Origin of the sequence: Klebsiella sp. KTE92 (assembly GCF_000398905.1) — a bacterium.
Taxonomy (GTDB): Bacteria; Pseudomonadota; Gammaproteobacteria; order Enterobacterales; family Enterobacteriaceae; genus Klebsiella; species Klebsiella variicola.
Genome location: NZ_KB976100.1, coordinates 3,458,796 through 3,483,441, shown reverse-complemented (window position 1 = coordinate 3,483,441; position 24,646 = coordinate 3,458,796). Strand labels below are relative to the sequence as shown.

The window sequence follows — 24,646 nt, the reverse complement described above, 5'->3', positions numbered from 1 at the left end:
TCCCGTGGGGAAGGAAATGATATGCCTTGATCCTCTCGAAGTCCGGCGCCCCACGGGCGCCGGGAGAAGAGGATTACTGGCCGATATTGACCAGCGTCCGGCCGTGAATCGTGTTGCTGAGGAAATCTGCGGCATACGCTGGCGCCTGCTCCAGCGTGATTTCGGTGGCCGCCTGCTGGTAGTAGCTCTCCGGCAGAAGCAGGGCCAGACGCTGCCAGACGGCGTCGCGTTCAGCGGTCGGCACCATCACCGAGTCCACCCCCTGCAGGCGCACGTTGCGCAGAATAAACGGCATCACGGTGGTCGGCAGATCGAAGCCCCCGGCCAGACCGCAGGCGGCGACGCAGCCGCGGTATTGCGTCTGCGCCAGCACTTTGGCCAGCATCGTGCCGCCAACGGTATCCACCGCGCCCGCCCACAGCTGTTTCTCCAGCGGACGGGTCTCCGCGAAGTCGCTGCGCGGCAGGATCGCATCGGCGCCCAGCTGACGCAGGTAATCGTGCGTCGATTCCCGGCCCGATACCGCCGTCACCCGGTAGCCCAGCGCTTTCAGCAACACCACGGCGGTGCTGCCGACCCCGCCGCTGGCGCCGGTAACCAGGATATCCCCGCTTTCCGGAGTGACGCCCGCATTGACGAGGGCATCAACGCACAGCATTGCGGTAAAGCCGGCGGTGCCGATGATCATCGCCTGGCGCGCGCTGAGCGCCGCCGGCTGGGCAACCAGCCAGTCGCCTTTGACGCAGGCTTCGGTGGCCAGGCCACCCCAGTGGTTTTCGCCTACGCCCCAACCGGTCAGGATCACGTCCTGACCGGGAACAAAGCGCGGATCGCGGCTTTCACTCACCCGTCCCGCAAAATCGATGCCAGGCACCATCGGGAACTGACGGATGATTTTGCCTTTGCCGGTGATCGCCAGGGCATCTTTATAGTTGAGACTCGACCAGTCGATAGCGACCCGAACGTCGCCTTCGGCAAGGGCGGGCAGGTCGATCGCTTTGACGGCGGCGACGGTGCGGTTGTCGATCTGGTCCAGAACTAATGCTTTCATGACAGAGTATTCCTCGTCGGAAGGGGGTTATCGGCGCTAACGCCGTCCTGTGCAGGTGTTTTTGGTGTCATACTGTGCGCAAAAAATTCCCAGTACTGGTGAAGCGGTGCGGCAGACTGGCACAGCCTGGCGCGCATCACCGCGCCTTCCCAGCCGATCCAGAAGACCTGGGCCAGCGCGTCCGGTGAGGCGTCGCGGGCGATCGCTCCGACAGCCTGCGCCTCGTGCAGGCAGCGGGCCACGCGCGACTCCCATGCCGCCAGAATCGCTTTTAATCGCCCGGGAAAGGTGTCGGGTAACAGCGGGGCTTCCTGCAGGAGGTTGCCCACCAGGCAGCCGCGGCGAAACTGGTATTTCTCCATCCCCTGGCCGGCATGACGCACAAAAGCCGCCATCCGTTCCAGCGGCGGCACGGCGTCGTCCAGCAGGAATTTATCTAATTTATGCGCAAAAAAGTCGCCATAGGCGCTAAGCACGGCCAGGCCAAAAGCCTCTTTGCTTTTAAAGCAGTGATAAAACGATCCCTTGGGCACATCGATATTCCTGATAACGGCCTCGATACCTGCCGCGAGATAGCCCGTTTCGGTCAGCACTTCAAGGCCTGAGCGAATCAGCGCCTGGCGCGTATCGTCAAACTGGCGATCGACCTTGGGTGGACGGCCGCGGCGGGGCTTCAGGACGGCGGAGGTATCGGGATTCATCATTTAGACCGTGTGGTTTAATTGTCGGTCAGGGTACGCCCAAACCCGGGATGGGGCAAGCGCAGCGTGGCGGAGGAGAGGGATGTCGAAAACCAGGGTCAGGAAGGCGGCCTGGCACAAGCATGTTCTGGCACTGTACGGCGATAACCGTTGTTTTCGGCAGTGAAATATTACTCTGCGAATTCTATTATGTTGCCTGGTAATATCCGTATTCGAAATACGATAAGAAGAACTAATAATATAAAAATGTATTGATCCGTGATTACCATCAGGTGGGATAGACGAGCGCCAGAGATACCTGCATTGCGCTGTCGCAGACGCGGATTGTCAATTATTTGCAGACGATGGCGGATTGACAAAGGCGGTACGATAAAACACATTGTCACCCCTGGTTCGGCATGAGGCGCACCGTAGTTTAAATAACATCGCCATCATACCGAGATTGCTGACCTCTATTATCGGCGTCTGAAGCAATAAACCGGCGATGAAACAACACCTGCAAGGAAAGGAATAAAAGCGTGATGTACAGAATGAGTATTGCCGTCAGAGGAGGGGGCGAATGTCGCTAATTACTATTGTGTTGGTCTTTATGATGGCCATCGTCGTGACCGTGTTCGTGTCTCATCTTCTGCCCGTTAAGGTGCCGCTGCCGCTGATCCAGATCGCCGCAGGCGCTGCGCTGGCCGCCGGCGGATTTCAGGTCGATTTCGATCCGCATATCTTTTTGCTGCTGTTTATTCCGCCGCTGCTTTTCCTCGATGGCTGGCGGATCCCCAAAGACGCCTTTTTCAGGGATATGAAGCCGATTCTGTCGCTGGCGATAGGCCTGGTGATGGTGACGATCCTCGGCATTGGTCTGTTTATACACTGGCTGATCCCGGCTATCACCGTGGCCGCGGGGTTCGCCCTCGCGGCTATTCTGTCACCCACCGATCCGGTGGCGGTATCGGCAATGACCGCCAGCTCACCGCTTCCCTCAAGGATGGCGCATATTCTCGAAGGGGAGTCGCTGTTAAACGATGCTTCAGGCCTTGTCGCCTTTAACTTCGCCATCGCCGCGGTGCTGACCGGCAGCTTCTCCCCGGGAGACGCGGTGGTGAAGTTTTTCCTGATGGCGTTTGGGGGGATCCTCAGTGGCCTCGTGGTGGTGTGGGTCACCGGCAAATGCAATAACTTTCTCGTGCGGCGCACCCGCGAGGAGCCGGCAATCCAGATCCTGATAAGCCTGCTTATCCCCTTCGCTGCCTATCTGCTGGCCGAGGCGTTCCATGTCTCAGGCATTCTTGCCGCGGTGGCCGCCGGCATTGCGATGCACTATGAGCAGCTGTCGGGTCCCCGACTGCCGGCGACGCGCATGAAAAGCAGCGCGGTGTGGACCATGCTGCAGACCACCCTCAACGGCATGATTTTTCTCATGCTGGGCGAGCAGCTGCCGCGCATGCTAAATACGCTTCCTGCGGTGGCCAGTCAGGCCGGCGTCTCGTCTCCCTGGTATCTGCTGCTGTACGCGGTGGCCATCACCCTGGCGCTTGGCCTGATGCGCTTTGCATGGGTATGGCTGTCGATGACCCTGACGATTTTCCGCCGTAAGCGCCGGGGCAAGGCTATCACTATCCGTCCGCGATTCAGCATTATGGCCGTCATGGCGCTGGCGGGGGTAAAAGGTTCCGTGACCCTTGCCGGTATCCTGACACTACCGGTATTGCTGGCGGATGGCTCGCCGTTTCCGGGGCGGGAACTGCTGATCTTTCTCTCAATGGCGGTGATCCTGATGTCGCTCATCGTGGCGGCTGTTGGCCTGCCGTACATGACCCAGTATCTTGCCGATGATTTACCCCATGACACCGGAAAGGACAATATCGGTGCGGTGATGACCGAAGTGGCGATTAACCGCCTGAATGCGCTGCTGGACGAGTCGGTGGACGATCCGAATGAGCAGGCTTTGCGGGTCGATGCGGGCAATATGCTGCTGGAAACGTACCAGCGGCGGCTGCACTATAACGACAGTGACGAGGAGCAGGACGTCGGGCTGGAGCTGGCGAAGCGCGCCAGGCTGGAGAAGTATATGCAAAGGGAGGTCATTATCGCTCAGCGCCAGGAGCTGTTCCGGCTGCGGCGCGCCCATAACATCAGTGATACGACCTTTTATGAAGTGCTGCGGGAGATAGACCTCAAGGAAGAAAGCTTGCGCTAACAAACATGGCCGGAGGGCCGGGGCGTAAGCGCTGAAAGGGGCTGGTTCGCCTTCCGGAAGAGGTGTTCTGCCGCGGTATAAAACAAAGCCTGCTGGAAAAGCAGGCTTTTTTTATGTTGGCGGCCTGGACTGGCGAACAGTGGCAGATGGGGCGAGTTGCTCTGAAAGCAAACCTCTGGCTCTACTTATTGCAAGGAACCTGCTTTTCCCCATCTCACTGGGGTTTGACGCCTGCAATGCTTGACCAGGCGGGACGCGATGTCACGACTGAGCGAGGTGAGGGGGGAAGAATACCTTGATTTTTAACTATTTATTCTTTTCAGCTATTTAAAGTCAATAAGGTTATTTGTTTTTAATGTGGGTAATGCATAAAAGTGAGGTAACGCCAAAAAGAATTTTATCGATGTGCTTTTATGAAGGATATTATTATGCCGGAAGCGGGTGAATTGTATCTCTTGCCGAAAAGAGAAAATAACTGGCATTTAAATAATGTCGTCAATGAATTGCGTCGCGTTCGCCAGGCGTGGCGCGATGAGCACGCGAAGAATAATTATCGTAATAAACGGAGTTTACCTTCCCGGGAAAGCGTTAATTCCGTTGCGGATACATTAATAAAAGTGCTTTATCCGATGCGCTTAGGCGACGTGGACTTACGCAAAGAGGGGGAAGATTATTACGTCGGCCATTTGCTCGGCACGGCGCTGGACAGGCTCACCGAAGAAGCGCTTCTGGAACTCTATTATCAGTCGGATGAGCAGGCGGAAAATGAGGTCCTGTTGCAGGAGGCGGTCAGACGCGTTCAGCAGTTTGCCAACCGTTTACCGGTGATTCGTCAGCGTCTTGACGGTGATATCCTCGCCGCTTATCAGGGCGATCCTTCCGCGCGCAGCATGGATGATGTGCTGCTCTGCTACCCGGGAATTCATGCGGTAATGCACTATCGGCTGGCCCATGAGCTGCATCAGCTAGACCTTCCGCTGCTGGCGCGCATCATCACGGAAAAGGCGCATAGCCAGACCGGAATCGATATTCATCCCGGTGCGCAGATTGATGACGGATTCTTTATCGATCACGGAACCGGTGTGGTCATTGGTGAAACCGCCATCGTCGGTAAACGAGTGCGTATTTATCAAGCCGTCACCCTGGGGGCCAAACGTTTCCTCGTCGGTGAGGACGGACAATTGCAAAAAAATTATCCTCGCCACCCTATTATTGAAGATGACGTTGTGATTTATGCCGGCGCGACAATCCTCGGGAGAATTACCATTGGGGCGCGCTCCAGCATCGGAGGAAATATCTGGCTAACCCGTGATGTGCCACCGGACAGTAATGTTCAACAGGCGCGAATACAGCAGAGACATTTCAGCGACGGCGACGGCATTTAATCATTACAAGAATAAATAAACCTATCGTTCCCGTACCATTAAAATAGCAGCGTGATCATTATTATGAATTTACTTGAAACGATTGGCGAGACGCCTTTAATAGCCTTGCCCTCTTTTTCTGCAGAATTATCGGGTGTCACGCTGCTGGCGAAAGCTGAATTTATGAATCCCAGCGGCTCGGTGAAAGACCGCGCGGCAAAAGCGATGGTACTGGACGGAATTGCGCGGGGGTTATTGACGCCGGATAAAACTATTATTGATGCGACCAGCGGTAATACCGGAATTGCTTACGCGATGATCGGCGCCGCGCTGGGGTATCACGTTCGGCTGTATCTCCCGCAGAATACCAGCCCGGAGCGTAAAAAAATAATTCGTCAGTATGGCGCCACGATTGTGGAGACTGATCCGCTTGAAGGTTCCGATGGCGCTTATCTTGAAGTCCAGGCCCAGGTCGCCGCACACCCGGAGCGCTATTTTTATCCCGACCAGTATAACAACCCCGTTAATCCGCAAACGCATTTCGCGACCACCGGGAAAGAGATCTGGGAGCAAAGCGGAAAGCAAGTCACCCATTTTGTCGCCGGGATGGGCACGTCAGGCAGCTTTGTCGGCACCGCCCGGCGGCTGAAGTTTGAGGATCCGCGGGTGAAAACCCTCGCCGTTCAGCCCGCTTCGCCATTCCATGGCATTGAAGGGACTAAGCATATGGGCAGCAGTATTAAACCCGGCATTCTCGACGAAACCCTGTTTGATGATGTGATTTCCGTCACCACCGAGGAGGCCTATGCGAGCGCGCGACGCCTCGCCCGGCGGGACGGCATTTTTGTCGGTATTTCATCTGGCGCCAATGTTGCCGCCGCCGCACGGCTGGCCCGCACGCTGCCGGCTGGTTCGGTGGTGGTCACGCTGCTGTGCGATGTGGGCTCCCGCTATTTGACCGACCCTTTCTGGAATGAAACCCATGATTGAATTGACTCGTGAAATCGCCAGACAGATTGGCGCTGAAGGGGAAAAGACCTATCCCAATGAATGCTGTGGTGCGCTTTTTGGTCATTTATCTGCGCAGGGCGATGGCCGTGTGACGGCGATTTTCCCCATCGTCAACGCGCGGGAATCGGAAGAGCAGTACCACCGCTTTGTTATCACCGCCGACGACGCCTTGCGGGCGGAGCGTGCTGCGCTGGGGGAAGGTGTGGATGTCATCGGCTATTACCATTCGCACCCCGATCATCCGGCCATTCCATCGGAATTTGACCGTGAACATGCCCTGCCGTTTTACGCCTACATCATCGTGGCGGTCGCGCAGCGGCAGGCGGGGGCGCTGACCAGCTGGCGGCTCACGCAGGACCGCCTGCGCTTTTTGCAGGAGGAAGTGCACATCGTTTCATGACGTGAATAACAGGCACAACGTTGCCGGAAACCAGAGCAAAACACGGAGAGATTATCACTATGGCATCGACATTACTGATCCCCACTGCGCTACGCGCGTTCACCGACGGTCAGGGGAAGGTGACCCTCGAAGGTCACACCGTTGGGCAACTGGTCGCGGCGCTGGCGGCGCGATATCCGGACATTCAGCCGCATCTGTATGACGACGCAGGCGCGTTGCGCAGCTTTATCAATCTGTATGTGGGCGAACACAATATTAAAACTACCGGTGGGCTGGAGACGCCGGTTAGCGATGGGGCGGAAGTGTTGCTGGTTCCCGCCATTGCCGGTGGCGTCGGGAAGGCGATATGAGCAGACCGAGCATTATCCCGGACGACCGTCTGTCGGCGCTGACGCATGCTGAGATTGCCCGCTACAGCCGCCACTTGCTGCTGCCGGAAGTCGGGCTTGAGGGGCAAAAGCGTCTGAAGGCCGCCCGCGTGTTACTTATTGGCACCGGCGGGTTGGGGGCGCCAGTGGCGCTTTATCTGGCCGCGGCGGGGGTTGGTAAGCTGGGGATTGTCGACTTTGATTTTGTCGATATCTCCAACCTGCAAAGGCAGATTATTCACAGCACCAAAGATATTAACCGCCCCAAAGTCGCTTCGGCGAAAGACAAGATTAAAGCAATTAACCCCGAGATTCAGGTGGAAACCTATAACACCACCCTGAGTAGTAAAAACGCGCTCGAGATCATCCGCGAATACGACCTGGTGGTCGACGGCACGGACAATTATCCCACCCGGTATCTGATCAACGATGCCTGCGTGTTACTGGGTAAGCCGCTGGTCTACGGCTCCATCTTCCAGTTTGAAGGGCAGGCCAGCGTTTTTTATGCCGGGCAAGGGCCCTGCTACCGCTGCCTTTATCCCGAGCCACCGCCGCCGGGGCTGGTGCCCTCTTGCGCGGAAGGCGGCGTGGTCGGTGTGTTGCCGGGCATTATTGGCACTATTCAGGCCGCGGAAGCCATCAAGCTTATCGTCGGCGGCAGCGAGAGCCTGATCGGCCGTCTGCTGCTCTTCGATGTGTGGCAGATGAAGCAACGTGAACTGCGGCTGGAGAGGGACCCCGGCTGTCCGGTCTGCGGTGAGCATCCGTCGATCCATGCGCTCATCGACTATGAGGAGTTTTGCGGGCTGAAACCTGATGAGTCAGAAGCACCCATTGAAAGCGTCACGGCGCTTGAGCTTCATGCGTGGATAGAGGAGGGAAAACCCCTGCAACTGATCGACATTCGTGAGCCCCACGAAAGAGCGATCGCAAAATTTCCGCAGGCCAAAGTGATGCCGCTGGGCCAGATAGTCAGACGTATCGATGAATTCGATCCGACGGTCGATGCGGTGTTTCTGTGCAAGATAGGGCAGCGCAGTATTTTCGCCATTCGGGCACTCCAGCGCGCAGGTTATCAGGGGCGCGTGATGAATTTAAAAGATGGCCTAAACGCCTGGGCGCGGGATGTCGATACCCGTTTACCGCAGTACTAACCTTCAGCTCCACTCTTTCAAACACTAAGGACTTATCATGGCAGAACAAAAAAGCATTAATGCACTGGGGCGTGAAGCCGCGTATCAGTTAGCGAATGTGACCAAAACGGCGCCGCAATTTGCGGCAATTACTCCGCGCTGGGTCAGTCGTTTTCTCGATTATAAAGGGCTGGAGTCGGGCATTTATCGCGTCAACAAGGTCGTGGAGGGGGAGACGCCGCTGGACGTATTATGCAGCCAGGATCCTTCGCGCGTAGAGATACCGCAGGGCTATATTGAGTATCAGACCACACCGCGTGAATATCAGCTGGATTCGATCTCGACCATTATTAACGTTGATACCAAAATTGCCGATCTCTACAGTTCGCCCTATGACCAGGCGTCAGAGCAAATTGCGCTGGCGATCGAAAGCCTGCGTGAACGCCAGGAAAGCCAGCTTATTAATAATGATGAATATGGACTGCTGAAAAATATTGATGACTCGCAGCGCATTCAGACCCGCAACGGCCGCCCGACGCCGGATGATCTGGATGAGTTGTTGTCAAAAGTGTGGAAAGAGCCTTCCTTCTTCCTCGCCCATCCGCGGGCCATTGCCGCCTTTCAGCGTGAAGCCACGCGACGCGGTGTGCCGCCGGTCACCGTGAACCTGCATGGCGGGACTTTTATTCTGTGGCGCGGTATTCCGCTGATCCCTTCCGATAAACTGTTTGTCGACGGACTGAAGAACCCAAAAAGCCAGGGCGGGAAAACCAATATTCTGCTGATTCGCTCCGGGGAAAGTAAACGCGGCGTGCTGGGGCTTTATCAGGAAGGGCTGCCAAACGAGCAGTCTCGCGGGCTGTCGGTGCGCTTCCGCGGGATCGATGATAACGGCGTGGCCTCTTATTTACTCTCACTTTATTGCTCCGCCGCGATCCTGGCCGATGATGCCATTGCTGTGCTGGAAGATGTTGAAGTGGGTGAATATTATGACTACGAGTAATTTATTCACGCTTCCCTTTGCGCCGGGCGGATGGCCCGGCGAGGCGGATGACGTCCCCTCTGCACGCGATTATGGTCTGCCCGACGCGCGGGATCTGCAAGGGTTGCTGAGCGATACGCCCGCCCGTCCGCGCGGAGTGGAGACGGCCTACGCGCCGCGGGTGGTGCCACTGGGCCAGGAGAGCAGGGCGGATATCACCCCTCGCGGGTTTGCAACATTGCCTGCTTTCGGCTCCCGGCCTGCGCCAGCGGCGCGGGTTGGGCAGATCCCGGTTGAGCGGATCCGTGCAGATTTTCCGATCCTTGCCGAACAGGTGGAGGGGCATCCGCTGGTGTGGCTGGATAATGCCGCGACGACCCAGCGCCCGAAGCAGGTTATCGATCGCATCAGCCATTATTATTTGCACGAAAACTCGAACGTTCATCGGGCGGCGCATACGCTTGCCGCTCGTTCCACCGATGCTTATGAAGCCGCGCGAGAGAAAGTATCGCGTTTTATTGGCGCCCGCGGCCCGGAGAATATTATCTTTGTGCGCGGCACCACGGAGGGACTCAATCTTATCGCTCACAGCTACGTGAAGCCGCTGCTACGCCCTGGGGATGAAATTATCCTCACGCAGCTTGAGCATCACGCCAACATTGTGCCGTGGCAACTTATTGCGCAGGAGACGGGCGCGACGATCCGCGTTGCGCCGGTTGATGAGCACGGACAGCTGATCGTCGAGGAGTATATTCGGTTATTCAACGATAAAACCCGTTTTGTGTCCGCCACTCACGTTTCCAACGCCCTGGGGACCGTGACGCCGGTTCAGGAACTGGTGCAGATCGCCCATCGTTTTGGCGTGCGTATCGCCATCGACGGCGCGCAGTCTATCTCACATATCCCGACCAACGTCACGGCGCTGGATGCCGATTTCTTTGTCTTCTCCGGGCATAAAATTTTTGGACCTACCGGGATCGGCGTCGTCTATGGCAAGCAGGAGGTACTGGAAGCGGCGCGCCCGTATCAGGGCGGCGGGAACATGATTGCCGACGTGACCTTTGAGCTGACGCGCTATCAGCCTTCGCCGAATAAATTTGAAGCGGGAACGGGCAATATTGCCGATGCCGTCGGGCTGGGGGCGGCCATCGACTATGTGACCTCACTGGGGATCGAAAATATTGCGCAGTATGAGCATGCCTTACTGGAGTATGGGATAGCGAAGCTGTCGGCTATTCCGGGCCTGACGTTGGTCGGCACCGCGGCGAACAAAACCAGCGTCTTGTCTTTTGTGCTGGCGGGGCATGAAAATGAAGCCGTGGGGCGCTATCTCAGTCAGGTTGGCATCGCTGTGCGGTCCGGGCATCACTGTGCGCAACCGATCCTGCGTCGTTTGGGCTATGAGAGTACCGTCCGGCCTTCGCTGGCTTTTTATAACACGCCGCAGGAAATCGATTTTCTCGCCGAACAGGTTGCCCGATTTGCCGCGCGGCAATGACGCCGTAAACCGCGTAAGGCCGCATGAAAACCGAAAAGCAAAAAGCCTGCTCGAAAGCAGGCTTTTTTAAATTTGGCTCCTCTGACTGGACTCGAACCAGTGACATACGGATTAACAGTCCGCCGTTCTACCGACTGAACTACAGAGGAATCGTGTGAACGGGGCGCATATTAACGATGCCATCCGGCCTTGTCAAAGCCTGATTCAAAGAATTGCGTTCAACTGCTGACAATTTCAACAACCCCTGGCTGGGTGGTGCTTTTTTCACCATTACGCACCGTTGCGGTGCAAAAATACCCCTAATGGGGCATACCACAATCTGCTTACCGGGCAAATAAAAGCTGGATTGTTATCACTATCCCTTATAACACGGCCTCTGGCGGGCAGCGGCAGCGCAATTGAAAAGCTGGCAAGCAAATTGCAGAACCAGTTGCATCATACTTCCAGCGTTGACGCTGGCGTTCCTTACAGGAGGCAAAATGAACTTAAGACGACTGAAATATTTTGTGAAAATCGTCGATATCGGCAGTCTGACCCAGGCCGCTGAAGTCTTGCACATCGCACAACCGGCCCTGAGCCAGCAGGTCGCGACCCTGGAAGGTGAAATGGACCAGCAGTTGCTGATACGCACCAAGCGAGGGGTCACGCCAACGGAAGCCGGTAAAATACTCTACACCCATGCGCGAACCATCCTGCGCCAGTGTGAGCAGGCGCAGCTGGCGGTCAATAACGTCGGCCAGACGCTGCGTGGTCAGGTCTCGATTGGCCTGGCGCCGGGCACGGCAGCTTCTGCCATTACCATGCCGTTGCTGCAGACGGTGCGTAATGAGTTGCCCGAGGTGATGGTCTATCTGCAGGAGAGCAGCGGCACTGCGCTGAATGACAAGCTGCTGGCGGGTCAGCTGGATATGGCGGTGCTGTATGAGCGTTCGCCAGTGGCCGGTATCGTCAGCCAGCCGCTGCTGAAAGAGGATCTCTACCTGGTGGGTACCCGCGACTGCCCGGGACAGAGCGTGGATCTCACGGCGGTGGCGGAGATGAACCTGTTCCTGCCGCGGGATTACAGCGCGGTACGGGCGCGGGTCACCGAGGCGTTCACCCTGCGTCGTCTGTCGGCGAAAATTATCGGCGAGATCGAATCCATTACCACTCTGACCGCGGCTATCGCCAGCGGCATGGGGGCGACGGTCCTGCCGGAATCCGCTGCCCGCTCCCTGTGCGGCGCGGCAAACGGCTGGATGGCGCGGATTAGCACGCCGTCGATGAGCCTGTCGCTGTCGCTGAATATGTCGGCACGCGGCAGTCTGTCGCCGCAGGCGCAGGCGGTGAAAGAGATCCTGCTGTCTCTGGTGAGCCGCCCGTCGCTGGAGAACCGTGAACTGCAGCTGGTTAGTTAGGCTATATTCTCTTAAGGAATAAGTTGCTGGTTTTTATTATTTGTTACCTGGGACAACAGACTTTAACAATAGCAGATACGTTAAGTCCATTGGCCCGGAGGAAAGGGTGAACTTCCAGCAACTGAAAATTATCCGTGAGGCGGCCCGTCAGGATTACAACCTGACGGAAGTCGCGAATATGCTCTATACCTCGCAGTCAGGCGTCAGCCGCCATATCCGGGAACTGGAAGAGGAGCTGGGGATTGAGATCTTTATCCGTCGCGGTAAGCGCCTGTTAGGCATGACCGAGCCGGGTAAAGCGCTGTTATCCATTGCCGAGCGCATCCTCAATGAAGCCAGCAACGTCCGGCGGCTGGCGGATCTCTTTACCAATGATGCCTCCGGTGTCTTAACCATCGCCACCACCCACACCCAGGCGCGCTACAGCCTGCCGCCGGTGATTAAAGCCTTCCGCGAGCTGTTCTCAGATGTTCGCGTCGAGCTGGTGCAGGGCACCCCGCAGGAAATCGAAGCGCTGCTGCATAACGGCGGGGCGGATATCGGTATCGCCAGCGAGCGCCTGAGCAACGACCCGACGCTGGCGGCTTTCCCCTGGTTCCGCTGGCATCACAGCCTGCTGGTGCCGAAGGATCATCCTTTGACGCAGGTGTCTCCTCTGACGCTGGAGGCGATCGCCCGCTGGCCGTTAATCACCTACCGCCAGGGGATCACTGGCCGTTCGCGAATCGATGAGGCCTTCAACCGCAAGGGGTTGATGCCGGATATCGTGCTGAGCGCGCAGGATTCCGATGTCATCAAGACCTATGTCGAGCTGGGGCTGGGCGTCGGGCTGGTTGCCGAGCAGTCCGGAGATGCCAGGGAAGCGGACACCTTTACGCGTCTCGATACTCGTCATCTGTTCGATGCCAATACCGTGTGGCTGGGGTTGAAGCGGGGCCAGCTCCAGCGTAACTACGTCTGGCGCTTTATCGAACTGTGCAATGCCGGACTGTCGCTGGATGAAATTAAGCGTCAGGCGATGGAGCCGGAAGAGGCCGCTATCGACTATCAGATTTAAGCCATCGTGGTCAGCGGATCGAGGCGAGGAAATAACGCTATAATTCACACACGAGAGTCGCGACTGAGGAAGGGAAAATGACGATGCGGCGTGTGAAATTACTTTGTTCTGCGCTGATGCTGCTCGCCAGCCACGGCGCGCTGGCCGTCAGTTATCCGCTGCCGCCGGAGGGAAGTCGTCTGGTGGGCAGCGCATTTACCATCGCCGTGCCGGAGAACAACACCCAACCGCTGGAAAGTTTTGCTGCCCAGTACGGCCAGGGGTTGAGCAATATGCTGGAGGCCAACCCCGGCGTCGATGTCTATTTGCCGCACTCCGGTTCGACGCTGATTATTCCGCAACAGTTGATCCTGCCTGACACCGTGCGCGAAGGGATCGTCATCAACGTCGCCGAAATGCGTCTCTATTATTACCCGCCGCTGGGCAATAGTGTGGAAGTGCTGCCAATCGGCATTGGCCAGGCCGGACGCGAAACCCCGCGTAACTGGGTGACGGCGGTAGAGCGCAAGCAGGAGGGACCGACCTGGGTTCCGACCGCCAATACCCGGCGCGAGTATGCGAAAGAGGGCAAAACCCTGCCGGCGCTGGTGCCGCCCGGGCCTGATAATCCGATGGGGCTGTATGCGATCTACATCGGCAGGCTGTACGCCATCCACGGCACCAACGCTAACTTTGGCATTGGGCTGCGCGTCAGCCAGGGATGCATTCGCCTGCGCAATGATGATATTAAATTCCTGTTTGATAACGTACCGGTGGGGACGCGCGTCCAGCTAATCGATCAGCCGGTGAAGTACACCGTGGAGCCGGACGGCAGCCATTGGCTGGAGGTGCACGAGCCGCTGTCGCGCAACCGGGCGGAATTTGAATCCGACCGAAAGGTCCCGCTACCGATGACCTCGGCGCTGCGCGAGTTTACTCAGGGGCCGGGAGTGAGTCCTTCGCAGGCCGAGCAAACCCTGCAGCGCCGCTCCGGCATGCCGGTGAATATCAGCGCTGCAGCGGTGCAGGGGAGTTTGTAAGTGTCGAACGACTGGCTGTCCCTGGCGGGCTGACCGCCCTCTGCTTAGTTCGCTTCCATAAAGTTGGGTAAGTCGGGGACAGGCAGCACGGAAAGCACTTTTAAGCGCTGAAGGGTCCGGGATTGCGCGCGTTCAAGGTGATCTTTCAGGCAGGCGGCCGCCAGCGCCCAGTTTCCTTTCAGCAACATGTCATACACCAGAGCGTGTTCTTCCAGGGTGGCGGTTTCTACCGGAATGGCCAGTAAATCATAGAAGATACGCGTGATGATGAAAGGAGACTGATGCTGGCGCAGGATCTGCATCATCAGCTTATTACCTGCGGGCTCGAGGCAGCGGATGTGAAGATCTTCTTCCAGTAACTCCAGTTCCGCGGCAGTCAATTGTCGACCTTTATAACCTTGCGTCTTTTGCAGCATGGACGCCAGCCACGCCGACGAAAGGTGAGGTCCAGCCTTGCACAACGCTGCGGGTTCGAGGCTGGCGCGGATCTCGAAGTGATCGGCGATTTCGCGCGCGGTAAGCGGGCCGGTCAACCACTGTGAGTAAGGCTCTTTTTCTACCAGTCCCTTGTCGCGCAAACGCATTAGACTTTCACGGATTACCGAGCGGCTAACATTATAATATTGTGCCGCTTTTTGCTCATTCACCGAGTAACAGCCAAATACCATGGCTGTTGAGAGTACAACCTGCAGGTTCTCCAGCACCTTTTCACCACTGGTGCGGGTATCCACCAATGGCTGCTGTTCATCAAGGCCGAAGAGCTCCCTGGTCAGGGCGAGGCGCAATGGCTCGACCTCTTCGTCAGGCTGTGCCACGATAAAGCCACGCCCCTCGAAGCGGGTAATTAACCCTTCTTCATGTAACAGGCTGAGCGCCCGACGCACCGGCACCCGGCTGGTACCGAATAGTTGTGCTAACGGACCCTCCAGAAGTACCAGCCCCTTTGGCACTCGCTGGGCAACCAGAATATGACGTAAAAACTGACGAATAACTTCATAGCGCGCAGCGGCGGTATCTTCCGTTGCCGCATGCGAAGGGTTTGTCTGCATGACCATATTTTCGATCCTTACCTCATCAAACTTACCTTATCACATCCTGAGCGGTGTCATACCAACCCCCATCATTAGCACCGCGGTAGTGCAGGCCGCCCATTAATGGATCATTACATAAAATATACATTTATAACTCCTGTTCATGATGCTCTTCTACACTTGTTATCTCATTACCCTACCCACTTATATCTTCTTGAAATTAATGCAATAAAACAAAATTAATACGATATGATCACATTTTGGACACTTTGTTGTCATTCTTCTGGCACTTGTTTTGCTATGTTTAAATGGATTTTTATTTAAATATACATTTAAGGGTGATATGAACGCGAATACGATTCGCCTGCAATTTCAGCGGGGCCAGATTGATGCCTGTGCCATTGCGGCGTTGTTTGCCAGAGGTCAGCTTTCGCCACTTGCGTTTACGGAAGCCTGCCTGACGGCGGCCAAAGAGAGCCAGGGGATTTTTATTACGCTGACTCCCGAACGCGCCCGTCAGGAGGCTGCCGCCTCGACGCAGCGCTGGCGCGAGGGCGCGCCGCTGAGCCCATTGGATGGTATTCCGGTCTGCTGGAAAGATTTATTCGATATCGCCGGGACCCGAACCACTGCAGGATCCGCAACCCGCCTGGATGCGCCTCTCGCGACACACGATGCCGGAATGGTGGCGCGCCTGACGCAGGCGGGAATGGTGACTATCGGCAAAACCAATCTGAGTGAGTTTGCCTTTTCCGGTCTGGGTATTAACCCAACGTTTACCACGCCGGCATTACTGGCAACCGATGGCGAGGAACATGTTCCTGGCGGCTCTTCCAGCGGCGCGGCGCGAGCGGTTGCTCAAGGGGTGGCCTGCATTGCAATAGGAACGGACACCGCGGGTTCCGTGCGCATCCCTGCTGCGTTTAGCGGAGTGATCGGTTTTCGCGCCAGCCGTCATCGCTATGACGCGAGCGGAGTGTTTCCCCTGGCGGCGTCTCTCGATACGCTCGGGCCTCTTTGTCGCAGCGTCCGTGATGCTTACGCCCTTGATGTCATTCTCTGTGGCGAGGAGACGTCGTCGTCGACGGTGTCACGGTTAATTGTCGATCCGGAAATTCTCAATGCCGCTGATATTAGCGTCCGTGACAACAGTGCTTCGTTGCTGTCCCGATTAGCGGCGTCAGGCGTCGTTGTTGAATATCGGCGCCTGCCAGCCTTATATGAAGCACTTAACTGGATTGCTCACCATGGCTGGCCAGGGGCGATTGAAGCCTTTCAGTTACATGCCTCTCTGCTGGCGTCACCGGCAGCAACAGCGATGGATCCCCTCATTCGCCGCCGACTGCTGGCCTCCGGCACGATTGATCCGGCGGTGCTCACCACCTTTTTGCGTCTACGTCCGATCTGGCAGCAGGCACTGGCTGAAGAACTCAATGGCGCGATTTTGGTGACACCAACGGTCGCGCATACCGCGCCGCGGCTGGCGCCCTTGCAGGCGGATGCCGAGGCATTTGCCTTCGCCAATAGCGCCACGCTGCGCTTAACCATGCCAGGCAGTTTACTGGATATGCCCGGTCTCGCTGTGCCAAGCGGTACGACCGCGAACGGCCTGTATACCAGTCTGCTTTTCTCTTCACCAAACGGTGAAGATCGCTCGCTTTTAAGCGCTGCCTGTGCGGTAGCGCATCTGCTGGCGCCTTCCAAAGGTGATGGCGCTAATTCGTTATCCCTCAACTCAAAAGGAAAATAAACATGGCCAAAGAAATCCTTTGCGCATTTGGTGTGGACGTTGATGCCGTTGCCGGCTGGCTGGGGTCATACGGTGGCGAAGATTCTCCGGATGATATTTCACGCGGCTTGTTTGCCGGGGAAGTGGGCGCGCCGCGGCTGCTGAAACTGTTCGCGGAGCAGCAATTACGTACGACGTGGTTTATTCCCGGGCATTCGATAGAAACCTTTCCGGAGCAGATGAAAGCGGTTGTGGAGGCAGGACATGAGGTGGGGATCCATGGTTATAGCCATGAGAACCCGATTGCCATGACACCTGCCCAGGAGGAAGCGGTGCTGGATCGTAGCATCGAACTGGTGACGCAGTTAGCCGGTAAACGCCCAACCGGGTATGTGGCGCCGTGGTGGGAGTTTAGCAATGTGACTAACGAGCTGCTGTTAAAAAAGGGCATTAAATACGACCACAGTCTGATGCACAACGACTTCCATCCGTACTATGTCAGGGTTGGCGACAGCTGGACAAAAATCGACTACAGCAAGCATCCCGATGCGTGGATGAAACCATTGCAGCGCGGACAGGAGACGGATCTGGTTGAAATTCCAGCCAACTGGTACCTCGACGATCTACCACCGATGATGTTTATCAAAAAATCCCCTAATAGCCATGGCTTCGTTAACCCTCGTCATCTGGAGGAGATGTGGCGCGACCAGTTCGACTGGGTCTATCGCGAAAATGAGTACGCCGTCTTCACCATGACTATCCATCCCGATGTTTCCGGCCGTCCTCAGGTGTTGTTAATGCTTGAACGCCTGATTCAGTACATCCGTAGCCACGATGGCGTTCGCTTCGTGACCTTTGACGAAATTGCAGATGATTTTAAAGCGCGCAAACCGCGCTCGGCATAATGTCATTTACCCCCTGACAGAGGGATTACGCTATGAGCATTTTTAACAAAACTTCCGTAAACGGCTGGCAGCCGCAGCAGTTAACCATCAAGGATGTGAAATTTGCCACCTGGATTGCCTTTTTTGCCTGGGTTTTCGCTGTCTACGATTTCATCCTTTTTGGCACATTATTGCCGGAAATCGGTCTCCATTTTGGCTGGGATGAGGTAGAGCAAGCGGAAATCGCCACCTGGGTGGCGGTTGGCGGCGCAGTGATTGCACTGGCGATTGGTCCGCTGGTCGATCGTCTGGGACGCCGGATGGGGATTGTCATTACCGTTGGCGGTGCCGCGTTGTGCTCATTATTGACCGCTGTGGGCGGTGCATGGGGGAAAGGGGCGCTGACGGCCATTCGCTCTGTCGCGGGGTTGGGCTACGCGGAACAAACGGTGAACGCTACCTATTTATCAGAACTGTATACCGCGCTCGACGATCCAAAACTCAATAAACGTAAAGGGTTTGTCTACAGTCTTGTGCAAGGTGGTTGGCCGGTCGGTGCACTAGTCGCTTCAGCGCTGACCGCCATTTTAATGCCCATCATCGGCTGGCAGGGCAGCTTCATTTTTGCAGCATTACCCTCACTGGTTATCGCTGTGCTGGCGCTAAAACTTAAAGAAACACCTCAATTCCAGGTACAAAAGAAAATCCAACATTTGCGTGAACAAGGGCAGATCGCCGAAGCCCGTCAGGTAGCCCAGGATTATCAGATTTCATGGGAGGAACATCACCGCGGTGGGATTGCCGCAGCGTTTCGAGGCACATCGCTGCGCGCCACCCTGGTACTGGGGGCGGCGGTACTGATCAACTGGTTTGCCATTCAGATTTTTAGCGTGCTCGGTACGACGGTCATCACCAAAACCCATGATGTTTCTTTTAACAACTCGTTGCTTATCTTAATCCTGTCCAATCTGGTGGGCTATTGCGGTTACCTGGCCCATGGCTGGCTGGGTGACCGGATTGGGCGTCGTAATACTATCGCGGTCGGCTGGATGCTGGGGGGGGTGGCGTTTGCTGGCATGCTCTACTGCCCGGACAACTTTGCCACTATCGTCACGCTCTACAGTATTGGTTTGTTCTTCCTGATTGGTCCCTACGCTGCAGCGCTGTTTTTCATTAGTGAAAGCTTTCCTACCGCCATCCGTGCTACGGCAGGGGCGTTGATTGGCGCGATGGGACCGGTCGGGGCGATCATCGCCAGCGTTGGTACCACCGCAGTGTTAAGCCATGGAGGGCACTGGCAGGATGCTGCGCTGTGGTTTGGCGCCATACCCTGCTTTATCTCAGGTGTGGTGATGTGGCTGGCGCGTGGCGATGTCCAGCGCGCGTCAGGGATGAACAAGACCGTTAACACACAACCTCAGGCGTAAGGAGCGATGATGGAAACCACAAACATCAGTCAGCGAGTAGCGGCAATCAGTGGTGCGGCAAGCGGCATTGGTCTGGCGCTGGCCACCCTGTATGCCCGCCGCGGAATACGGGTGATCGCCGGTTACTACCCGGACGATCCGCATGACCCTACTGTCGCTGCTGCACAGGTTGAGGAGGCTGGTGGCGATGCACTCTGGCTGCCGCTGAATGTCGCCGATACGGCGTCGGTTGATACGTTTATAGCGCAAGGCGTCGCTCATTATGGCCGTCTTGATTATGTCATCGCCAATGCGGGGATCTTACGCTGCGCGTCTATTGAAGAGATGAACGACGACCGCTGGAACGAAATGCTTAATGTGGACCTCACCGGTGTGATGCGGTGTTTCCGGGCGGCTACGCCACGACTGATCAGCGGTGGGAGTTTGGTCGCAATCTCATCGATTGCCGGGGGCGTCTATGGCTGGCAGGAGCACGCCCACTACGCGGCGGCGAAAGCCGCAGTCCCAGGGATTTGTCGCTCACTGGCCGTTGAGCTTGCACCGCGAGGTATTCGCTGCAACGCCGTGATCCCCGGATTGATTGAAACCCCACAGTCGTTGGATAAGCAGAACTCTCTGGGGCCGGAGGGGCTGGCAAAAGCAGCCAGATCGATTCCACTGGGACGGGTTGGCTGTCCGGATGATATCGCTCGCGTAGTGGCTTTTCTCACCAGCGACGAAAGCCGCTATCTGACCGGGCAAAGCCTTATTGTCGACGGTGGTTTGACCGTCCGCTGGCCGGATTAAGGAGCCACTATGCAGTTGCAAAACAGACGTTGTGTTGTGACGGGCGCGGCAAGTGGTATCGGCGAGGCTATCGCACTGCTTTTTGCCGGCGAAGGGGCACGACTGATACTCACCGACCGGGACCGTAATAAACTGGAAGAGGTGGTACAGCGTTGTCGGTTAATTGGGGCGCATTGCTATGGCGTGGTGGCTGATGTCGGCGAGGTCGACGGGGCAACGGCTGGCGTGGATGCCAGCCTGGGGCACTATGAAGGGATTGATGTGCTGGTCAACAACGCAGGCATGCTTACCCAGGCTCCCTGCACCGATATCACTCTGGATATGTGGGAAACCATGATGGCCGTCGATCTGCGCAGCGTGTTTCTGGCCTGCCAGCGAGCTCTGCCAGTGATGTTAAGCCAACGCTGGGGACGCATTATCAATATCGCTTCCCAACTGGGCATCAAAGGTGGGGCAGAGCTGTGTCACTATGCGGCCGCTAAGGCTGGCGTGATCGGCCTGACGAAATCTCTGGCGCTGGAAGTCTCCAGCCGAAATGTGCTGGTTAACGCTATCGCCCCAGGACCGATTGAAACCCCGCTTATTGAGGGTATTCACCAGGCGTGGAAAACGGCCAAAACGGCGGAGCTGCCGCTGGGGCGCTTTGGGCGAGCAGAAGAAGTGGCGCCGGTGGCGCTGCTGCTGGCCAGCGAGCCTGGGGGTAACCTGTTCGTTGGCCAGACGCTGGGGCCAAATTCGGGTGATGTGATGCCTTGAGGAGTGGATGATGTGCGGAGTGTGCGGCCTGCTTGATAACGGGCCGCAGTGGAGCGATCCGCTGCGGCAGGATATTCCCCTACGCCAGCTGCGTCTGCGGCAGCTGGCATTACTAAACCGTACGCTGAAGCCCTGGCGCCTCTCGCTGACGGAGTTTCATGGTCAATGGCTACTGGCCAGCCCGACGGGACAACAGGTGCTGGTCCACTCCCTGGATCGGTTGTGGAAAGAAGCCGAGAACATGCTGCATCAGGCGATTGATCCGCTCGATGATGCCTGGTTAGCCTCGCTTGAGGCCAAAGGGGAAAACGATGCCTGCTGAAGAGAAATTACCCCTCCATGTGCTGAGCGGGTTCCTGGGTAGCGGTAAAACAACGCTGCTGAAAAACTGGCTCGCCCGGCAGAACGTGAACGATATTGCTCTGCTGGTGAATGAGTTTGGCGAGGTGGGGATCGACCATCACCTGCTTCACGCAGTCGCGCCGGATACTGTGTTATTGCCGAGCGGTTGCGTATGCTGTCAGATTCGTGGGGAATTGCAGGCCGCTCTGCTGGCGCTTTATGAACGGCGGGCGCGCGGCCTGATCCCGGCGTTTCGCTACGTTGTTCTGGAAACCAGCGGGCTGGCCGATCCGGCTCCCATCTTATCGACACTTCTCCACGATCGTCAGTTGCAGAGCCATTTCACGCCAGGGACGCTGGTCACACTCGTCGATGCGGAACATGCCCACCGTCAAGCCGATCTTCAGCCCGAGTGGCTTGCGCAGGTGACGGCGGCGGACAAACTGCTGGTGAGTAAAAGCGATCGCATTGCCCCCGAGGAGACGGTGACGCTCGAGCAGTGGCTGCGTCAGCTTAATCCGCTGGCGGAAGTGAGCACTACGCGGCTGGCGCAGGATACCCCGGACTGGCTGTTCCGAAGTGAAGTATTTCGCGGCTCTTATGAACAGCGTTTCCGCTGGTTAGGGTCATGTGCTGACAACACGTTTTCGTTGGTGCCAAAGCGCGATGGCGGGGCGCATCCCACGACAGAAACATGCGTGATTTCGCTTGAGCAGTCGTTAAACTGGCCCGCTTTTGCTATCTGGTTATCCATGCTATTACATTGCCATGGTAACGCGGTGCTGAGAATGAAAGGCATTTTGCGTGTAAGCGACAGTGAGGCTCCGGTGGTTATTCATGGTGTACAGCACACGTTGCATCCTCCGGTGCATTTGGATGACTGGCCAGGAGCCTTAAGCCATTCAACGTTGGTATTTATCTTACGTGGACTGGAGGCGCATCGCTTGCAGCAGGCCTTTAGCCGCTTTATGCAAGTATTACAGGAGTCCTGAAGGGATGAGTTCTGCGGCGATTATTTCTCCTCCATTAACGCTTCGGGTGTTGGGCACGTCGGTGACATTACTGGAGATATTGCGTGTTCGCGCTGAGCAGGAGCTGGGGATTAAGATCGAATACCTGCTGCATAGCGTGGAAGATGCCCAGCGCATCGCGGTTATGCAACCTGACAGTTACGATCTCTATGACCAGTGGTTTCATAATATCGATTTTGTCTGGCCGGCCCGTGCTATTCAGCCGCTGGAGGTGAAGCGGCTGAAATATTGGGACGAGGTGAACGAACTGGCGAAGCAGGGCACCCTGAACGGCGTTGTGGCCGATGGCAGCGTACCGTCCCAGCGCTTGTACGTTCAACGGGATCGCCATTTAAGCAGCCAGCCGAGCGATCTCATCAGCATGCTGCCATTGACGCATAATGCCGATAGCTTTGCTTATCATGTCGACCGTCTTCCCGAGGCGCTTCAGCAGGAAGAAGAGAGTTGGGGATGGTTGCTGCATAGCGCGCTTACTGGCGCGGTCGCCCTGCAAGAGGATGCAGCTATGGGAGGGATCGATGCCGCTCTGGCCATGCAGGGCGCGGGGATGGCGCAGTTTGCCGATATTGGCAATTTGACGTTGGAAGAGATCGATGTTTTGACACAAGGATTAGCCCATCTTAATCGCCAGGGACACTTTGCCGCATTCTGGTCGTCCCAGGAGCAGGCATGCGATTTAATCGATAATCGATGCGTTGAGGTCCAGAGCTTATGGGCTCCCATCTATTTCCGGCACCATTTCCATCAGCGAGGCTATAAAATGGCGCGCCCACGTGAAGGCTATCGGGCGTGGTATGGCGGCATGTCGCTGTCTCGCTGCGTGACTGGGAAGGTAAAAGAAGCGGCCTATGATTACCTTAACTGGTGGCAGTCTGGTTGGCCCGGCGCAGTAATGGCCCGGCAGGGGTATTATATTTCCAACCCTCAGCGAAGCCGCGCTTTTCTGTCTCAGGCCGAATGGGACTATTGGTATGCAGGAAAACCGGCAGCTGAATTACTCCTCGATGCCTCTGGCGCGCCGCTTATTCCTGCGGGTGAGCGTCGGGATGGTGGAAGCTACGAGCAGCGGATGGGACATATTGCGGTATGGAATTCGGTGATGGATGAACATAACTATCTGACGCGACGCTGGCAGGAGGCGCTGATGCGCCGCTAGCTCTTATGCGGCTGGGCCGGACAGAACTGAGGCAGACCTGACGGAAGCTAAAAAGCAAAAAGCCTGCTCGAAAGCAGGCTTTTTTAAATTTGGCTCCTCTGACTGGACTCGAACCAGTGACATACGGATTAACAGTCCGCCGTTCTACCGACTGAACTACAGAGGAATCGTGTGAACGAGGCGCATACTACTGGCCTCGCATTTTTGTGTCAACACTAAAATTAACTTGCTGATTCAACTGGCTAAATTTAGCCCAAGGCGTTGTTTTAGTGAACAATGCGCCGATTGTCTTCATCCTGCAGGCCATTCTCACGTATCCGCTGCAGCGGATCCTGCTGGTAGAAGTGGCAAAAACGCTGCCACAGGGCGGGGAAGCGGGGCGCGAACAACTCGGGCGCGCTGAAAAAATATTCCGAGAGGACGGCAAAGCACTCCGCGGGGTCGGTGGCGGCATAGGCGTCAATGCTGGCGGCGCTTTCCCCCACCAGGTCTATCTCATCCTGAATATTGTTCATTGCCGCGTGGAGATCGTGCTCCCAGCCGGCGACCTCGCGTAGCGGGATAAGCGGCACGCCGCTGGCCCGATCGCCATTCCTCGCATCCAGCTTATGCGCCACCTCGTGCACCACGAGGTTAAAGCCTGACGCATCAAAGGAGTCCTGAATATCCAGCCAGTTCAGCACTACAGGCCCCTGCTGCCAGCTTTGTCCCGATTGCACCACCCGCTGGTTATGGACCAGACCAATATCATCTTCCCATTCATCATCTACGACGAACGGGGCTGGGTAGATCAGCACTTCATGGAAACCGTCCAGCCACTCTATTCCCAGCTCAAGCACTGGCAGACAAAAGAGCAGGGCAATGCGTGCCTGATGCAGCGGGGTGAGCTCCAGCCCCTGCAGCGCCACCAGACGTTTTTGCTGTAAGAAACGGGCAGCCAACGGAGTAAGCTTGCGCTGCTCAGTGGGAGAAAGATGGGCTAAAACCGGAATGGCAAGCGCTTGCTCCCAAGGCATCTCTGCGTTGCCGGACTCATCATCTGCTTTCCAGGGCCATTTAAACATCATATTGCTCGCAAAGTCGTCACTTGAACACGATTACCGAAACGGGAGCTATTAAAATGCCAAAGATCCTGGCATTATAGCAACCACAACAGCGGAGAGATGCCGGAGCGGCTGAACGGACCGGTCTCGAAAACCGGAGTAGGGGCAACTCTACCGGGGGTTCAAATCCCCCTCTCTCCGCCACTTTTCTCTTAATGACCATTCCCTTTCAATCACACCGTTAGCTTCAGGTATAACGCCTGCGCTGGGGTATCGCCATCATCAT

The 24,646-nt window shown here is 56.6% G+C and carries 22 protein-coding genes, 3 tRNA genes and 1 pseudogene; 20 read left to right on the top strand and 6 right to left on the bottom strand.

Going from position 1 to position 24,646, the window contains the following annotated elements; genetic code table 11:
• Positions 1-73: 73 nt before the first annotated feature.
• Together A1WC_RS09035 and A1WC_RS09040 are read right to left on the bottom strand one after the other, a co-directional pair.
• Positions 74-994, bottom strand: a complete 921-nt coding sequence (locus A1WC_RS09035) for an MDR family oxidoreductase (protein WP_255986803.1) — start codon at positions 992-994, stop codon at positions 74-76.
• Positions 927-1,752 (bottom strand): annotated as a pseudogene (locus A1WC_RS09040) (TetR family transcriptional regulator C-terminal domain-containing protein). Before A1WC_RS09040 ends, A1WC_RS09035 begins: the two are co-directional and overlap by 68 nt.
• Positions 1,753-2,311: 559 nt before the next feature.
• On the opposite strand from A1WC_RS09040, the gene A1WC_RS09045 reads away from it, so the two are divergent.
• The 8 genes from A1WC_RS09045 (at position 2,312) to A1WC_RS09080 (ending at position 10,702) form a co-directional block, all read left to right on the top strand.
• The gene (locus A1WC_RS09045) at positions 2,312-3,946 is read left to right on the top strand and encodes a Na+/H+ antiporter (RefSeq protein WP_016161424.1); all 1,635 of its coding nucleotides are present in this window, start codon (positions 2,312-2,314) and stop codon (positions 3,944-3,946) included.
• Positions 3,947-4,401: 455 nt separating this feature from the next.
• The gene (gene epsC, locus A1WC_RS09050) at positions 4,402-5,331 is read left to right on the top strand and encodes a serine O-acetyltransferase EpsC (RefSeq protein ID WP_008804177.1); all 930 of its coding nucleotides are present in this window, start codon (positions 4,402-4,404) and stop codon (positions 5,329-5,331) included.
• 63 nt (positions 5,332-5,394) lie between these two features.
• Complete coding sequence (locus A1WC_RS09055; RefSeq protein ID WP_012967642.1) at positions 5,395-6,300, top strand: PLP-dependent cysteine synthase family protein; 906 nt, start codon at positions 5,395-5,397, stop codon at positions 6,298-6,300.
• Positions 6,293-6,721 carry a Mov34/MPN/PAD-1 family protein gene (locus A1WC_RS09060; protein WP_016161423.1) on the top strand — a complete coding sequence of 143 codons (429 nt, stop codon included), beginning with the start codon at positions 6,293-6,295 and terminating at the stop codon, positions 6,719-6,721. The genes A1WC_RS09055 and A1WC_RS09060 overlap by 8 nt, the downstream gene beginning before the upstream one ends.
• A 59-nt stretch (positions 6,722-6,780) precedes the next feature.
• Positions 6,781-7,071, top strand: a complete 291-nt coding sequence (locus tag A1WC_RS09065) for a MoaD/ThiS family protein (protein ID WP_008804180.1) — start codon at positions 6,781-6,783, stop codon at positions 7,069-7,071.
• Positions 7,068-8,243, top strand: a complete 1,176-nt coding sequence (gene moeB / locus A1WC_RS09070) for a molybdopterin-synthase adenylyltransferase MoeB (protein ID WP_012541141.1) — start codon at positions 7,068-7,070, stop codon at positions 8,241-8,243. The genes A1WC_RS09065 and moeB overlap by 4 nt, the downstream gene beginning before the upstream one ends.
• Positions 8,244-8,280: 37 nt before the next feature.
• Positions 8,281-9,225, top strand: a complete 945-nt coding sequence (locus tag A1WC_RS09075; RefSeq protein ID WP_008804182.1) for a family 2A encapsulin nanocompartment shell protein — start codon at positions 8,281-8,283, stop codon at positions 9,223-9,225.
• Positions 9,212-10,702 carry a cysteine desulfurase gene (locus A1WC_RS09080; RefSeq protein WP_032691217.1) on the top strand — a complete coding sequence of 497 codons (1,491 nt, stop codon included), beginning with the start codon at positions 9,212-9,214 and terminating at the stop codon, positions 10,700-10,702. Before A1WC_RS09075 ends, A1WC_RS09080 begins: the two co-directional genes overlap by 14 nt.
• A 73-nt stretch (positions 10,703-10,775) precedes the next feature.
• On the opposite strand, the gene A1WC_RS09085 is transcribed toward A1WC_RS09080, so the two are convergent.
• Positions 10,776-10,851, bottom strand: a tRNA-Asn gene (locus A1WC_RS09085).
• A 330-nt stretch (positions 10,852-11,181) separates the two neighbouring features.
• On the opposite strand from A1WC_RS09085, the gene nac reads away from it, so the two are divergent.
• From nac to ldtA, 3 genes are all read left to right on the top strand, one after another.
• Positions 11,182-12,099 carry a nitrogen assimilation transcriptional regulator NAC gene (gene nac, locus A1WC_RS09090; protein WP_002911729.1) on the top strand — a complete coding sequence of 306 codons (918 nt, stop codon included), beginning with the start codon at positions 11,182-11,184 and terminating at the stop codon, positions 12,097-12,099.
• 106 nt (positions 12,100-12,205) lie between these two features.
• Complete coding sequence (cbl, locus tag A1WC_RS09095; RefSeq protein WP_004180456.1) at positions 12,206-13,156, top strand: HTH-type transcriptional regulator Cbl; 951 nt, start codon at positions 12,206-12,208, stop codon at positions 13,154-13,156.
• Positions 13,157-13,233: 77 nt separating this feature from the next.
• Positions 13,234-14,175: a L,D-transpeptidase gene (gene ldtA / locus A1WC_RS09100; protein WP_012967646.1), complete on the top strand. Its 942-nt coding sequence runs from the start codon at positions 13,234-13,236 to the stop codon at positions 14,173-14,175.
• A 44-nt stretch (positions 14,176-14,219) separates the two neighbouring features.
• Here ldtA and A1WC_RS09105 read toward each other — a convergent pair whose 3' ends face one another.
• Positions 14,220-15,230 (bottom strand): GntR family transcriptional regulator, encoded by a 1,011-nt coding sequence (locus A1WC_RS09105; RefSeq protein ID WP_016161421.1) that lies wholly within the window; start codon positions 15,228-15,230, stop codon positions 14,220-14,222.
• Between the two features lie 319 nt (positions 15,231-15,549).
• Between A1WC_RS09105 and A1WC_RS09110 the strand changes: the two genes are divergently transcribed.
• Genes A1WC_RS09110 through A1WC_RS09145 form a run of 8 tightly spaced genes read left to right on the top strand, consistent with a single transcriptional unit; the run spans position 15,550 to position 23,317 of the window.
• Entirely contained in the window at positions 15,550-16,956 is a 1,407-nt protein-coding gene (locus A1WC_RS09110; protein ID WP_016161419.1) for an amidase family protein, read from the top strand.
• Between the two features lie 2 nt (positions 16,957-16,958).
• Positions 16,959-17,840 (top strand): polysaccharide deacetylase family protein, encoded by an 882-nt coding sequence (locus tag A1WC_RS09115; protein ID WP_016161418.1) that lies wholly within the window; start codon positions 16,959-16,961, stop codon positions 17,838-17,840.
• 32 nt (positions 17,841-17,872) lie between these two features.
• Complete coding sequence (locus A1WC_RS09120; RefSeq protein ID WP_016161417.1) at positions 17,873-19,246, top strand: MFS transporter; 1,374 nt, start codon at positions 17,873-17,875, stop codon at positions 19,244-19,246.
• A gap of 9 nt (positions 19,247-19,255) precedes the next feature.
• Positions 19,256-20,032, top strand: coding sequence for an SDR family NAD(P)-dependent oxidoreductase (locus A1WC_RS09125; protein WP_016161416.1), 777 nt, complete (start codon positions 19,256-19,258; stop codon positions 20,030-20,032).
• Between the two features lie 9 nt (positions 20,033-20,041).
• Positions 20,042-20,788, top strand: coding sequence for an SDR family NAD(P)-dependent oxidoreductase (locus A1WC_RS09130; RefSeq protein ID WP_016161415.1), 747 nt, complete (start codon positions 20,042-20,044; stop codon positions 20,786-20,788).
• Positions 20,789-20,798: 10 nt separating this feature from the next.
• Entirely contained in the window at positions 20,799-21,110 is a 312-nt protein-coding gene (locus A1WC_RS09135; RefSeq protein WP_016161414.1) for a hypothetical protein, read from the top strand.
• Entirely contained in the window at positions 21,100-22,122 is a 1,023-nt protein-coding gene (locus A1WC_RS09140) for a CobW family GTP-binding protein (protein WP_016161413.1), read from the top strand. Before A1WC_RS09135 ends, A1WC_RS09140 begins: the two co-directional genes overlap by 11 nt.
• A gap of 4 nt (positions 22,123-22,126) precedes the next feature.
• A complete protein-coding gene (locus A1WC_RS09145; RefSeq protein ID WP_016161412.1) occupies positions 22,127-23,317 on the top strand; it encodes an ABC transporter substrate-binding protein in 1,191 nt (396 codons plus the stop codon).
• A gap of 90 nt (positions 23,318-23,407) precedes the next feature.
• Here A1WC_RS09145 and A1WC_RS09150 read toward each other — a convergent pair.
• Positions 23,408-23,483: transfer RNA gene (locus A1WC_RS09150), tRNA-Asn, on the bottom strand.
• A gap of 100 nt (positions 23,484-23,583) precedes the next feature.
• The gene (mtfA, locus tag A1WC_RS09155; protein ID WP_172437971.1) at positions 23,584-24,384 is read right to left on the bottom strand and encodes a DgsA anti-repressor MtfA; all 801 of its coding nucleotides are present in this window, start codon (positions 24,382-24,384) and stop codon (positions 23,584-23,586) included.
• A gap of 90 nt (positions 24,385-24,474) precedes the next feature.
• Here mtfA and A1WC_RS09160 point away from each other — a divergent pair.
• Positions 24,475-24,564: transfer RNA gene (locus tag A1WC_RS09160), tRNA-Ser, on the top strand.
• Positions 24,565-24,646 lie beyond the last annotated feature (82 nt).

What these genes read in the sequence shown, in the direction of transcription:
- A1WC_RS09130 (WP_016161415.1), top strand. Translation starts at nt 20,042, where the DNA reads ATGCAGTTGCAAAACAGACGTTGTGTTGTGACGGGCGCGGCAAGTGGT.
- A1WC_RS09105 (WP_016161421.1), bottom strand. Translation starts at nt 15,230, where the DNA reads ATGGTCATGCAGACAAACCCTTCGCATGCGGCAACGGAAGATACCGCC.
- A1WC_RS09060 (WP_016161423.1), top strand. Translation starts at nt 6,293, where the DNA reads ATGATTGAATTGACTCGTGAAATCGCCAGACAGATTGGCGCTGAAGGG.
- A1WC_RS09080 (WP_032691217.1), top strand. Translation starts at nt 9,212, where the DNA reads ATGACTACGAGTAATTTATTCACGCTTCCCTTTGCGCCGGGCGGATGG.
- A1WC_RS09075 (WP_008804182.1), top strand. Translation starts at nt 8,281, where the DNA reads ATGGCAGAACAAAAAAGCATTAATGCACTGGGGCGTGAAGCCGCGTAT.
- A1WC_RS09065 (WP_008804180.1), top strand. Translation starts at nt 6,781, where the DNA reads ATGGCATCGACATTACTGATCCCCACTGCGCTACGCGCGTTCACCGAC.
- moeB (WP_012541141.1), top strand. Translation starts at nt 7,068, where the DNA reads ATGAGCAGACCGAGCATTATCCCGGACGACCGTCTGTCGGCGCTGACG.
- A1WC_RS09125 (WP_016161416.1), top strand. Translation starts at nt 19,256, where the DNA reads ATGGAAACCACAAACATCAGTCAGCGAGTAGCGGCAATCAGTGGTGCG.
- mtfA (WP_172437971.1), bottom strand. Translation starts at nt 24,384, where the DNA reads ATGATGTTTAAATGGCCCTGGAAAGCAGATGATGAGTCCGGCAACGCA.
- A1WC_RS09135 (WP_016161414.1), top strand. Translation starts at nt 20,799, where the DNA reads ATGTGCGGAGTGTGCGGCCTGCTTGATAACGGGCCGCAGTGGAGCGAT.
- nac (WP_002911729.1), top strand. Translation starts at nt 11,182, where the DNA reads ATGAACTTAAGACGACTGAAATATTTTGTGAAAATCGTCGATATCGGC.
- A1WC_RS09120 (WP_016161417.1), top strand. Translation starts at nt 17,873, where the DNA reads ATGAGCATTTTTAACAAAACTTCCGTAAACGGCTGGCAGCCGCAGCAG.
- ldtA (WP_012967646.1), top strand. Translation starts at nt 13,234, where the DNA reads ATGACGATGCGGCGTGTGAAATTACTTTGTTCTGCGCTGATGCTGCTC.
- A1WC_RS09145 (WP_016161412.1), top strand. Translation starts at nt 22,127, where the DNA reads ATGAGTTCTGCGGCGATTATTTCTCCTCCATTAACGCTTCGGGTGTTG.
- A1WC_RS09045 (WP_016161424.1), top strand. Translation starts at nt 2,312, where the DNA reads ATGTCGCTAATTACTATTGTGTTGGTCTTTATGATGGCCATCGTCGTG.
- A1WC_RS09110 (WP_016161419.1), top strand. Translation starts at nt 15,550, where the DNA reads ATGAACGCGAATACGATTCGCCTGCAATTTCAGCGGGGCCAGATTGAT.
- A1WC_RS09115 (WP_016161418.1), top strand. Translation starts at nt 16,959, where the DNA reads ATGGCCAAAGAAATCCTTTGCGCATTTGGTGTGGACGTTGATGCCGTT.
- A1WC_RS09140 (WP_016161413.1), top strand. Translation starts at nt 21,100, where the DNA reads ATGCCTGCTGAAGAGAAATTACCCCTCCATGTGCTGAGCGGGTTCCTG.
- A1WC_RS09055 (WP_012967642.1), top strand. Translation starts at nt 5,395, where the DNA reads ATGAATTTACTTGAAACGATTGGCGAGACGCCTTTAATAGCCTTGCCC.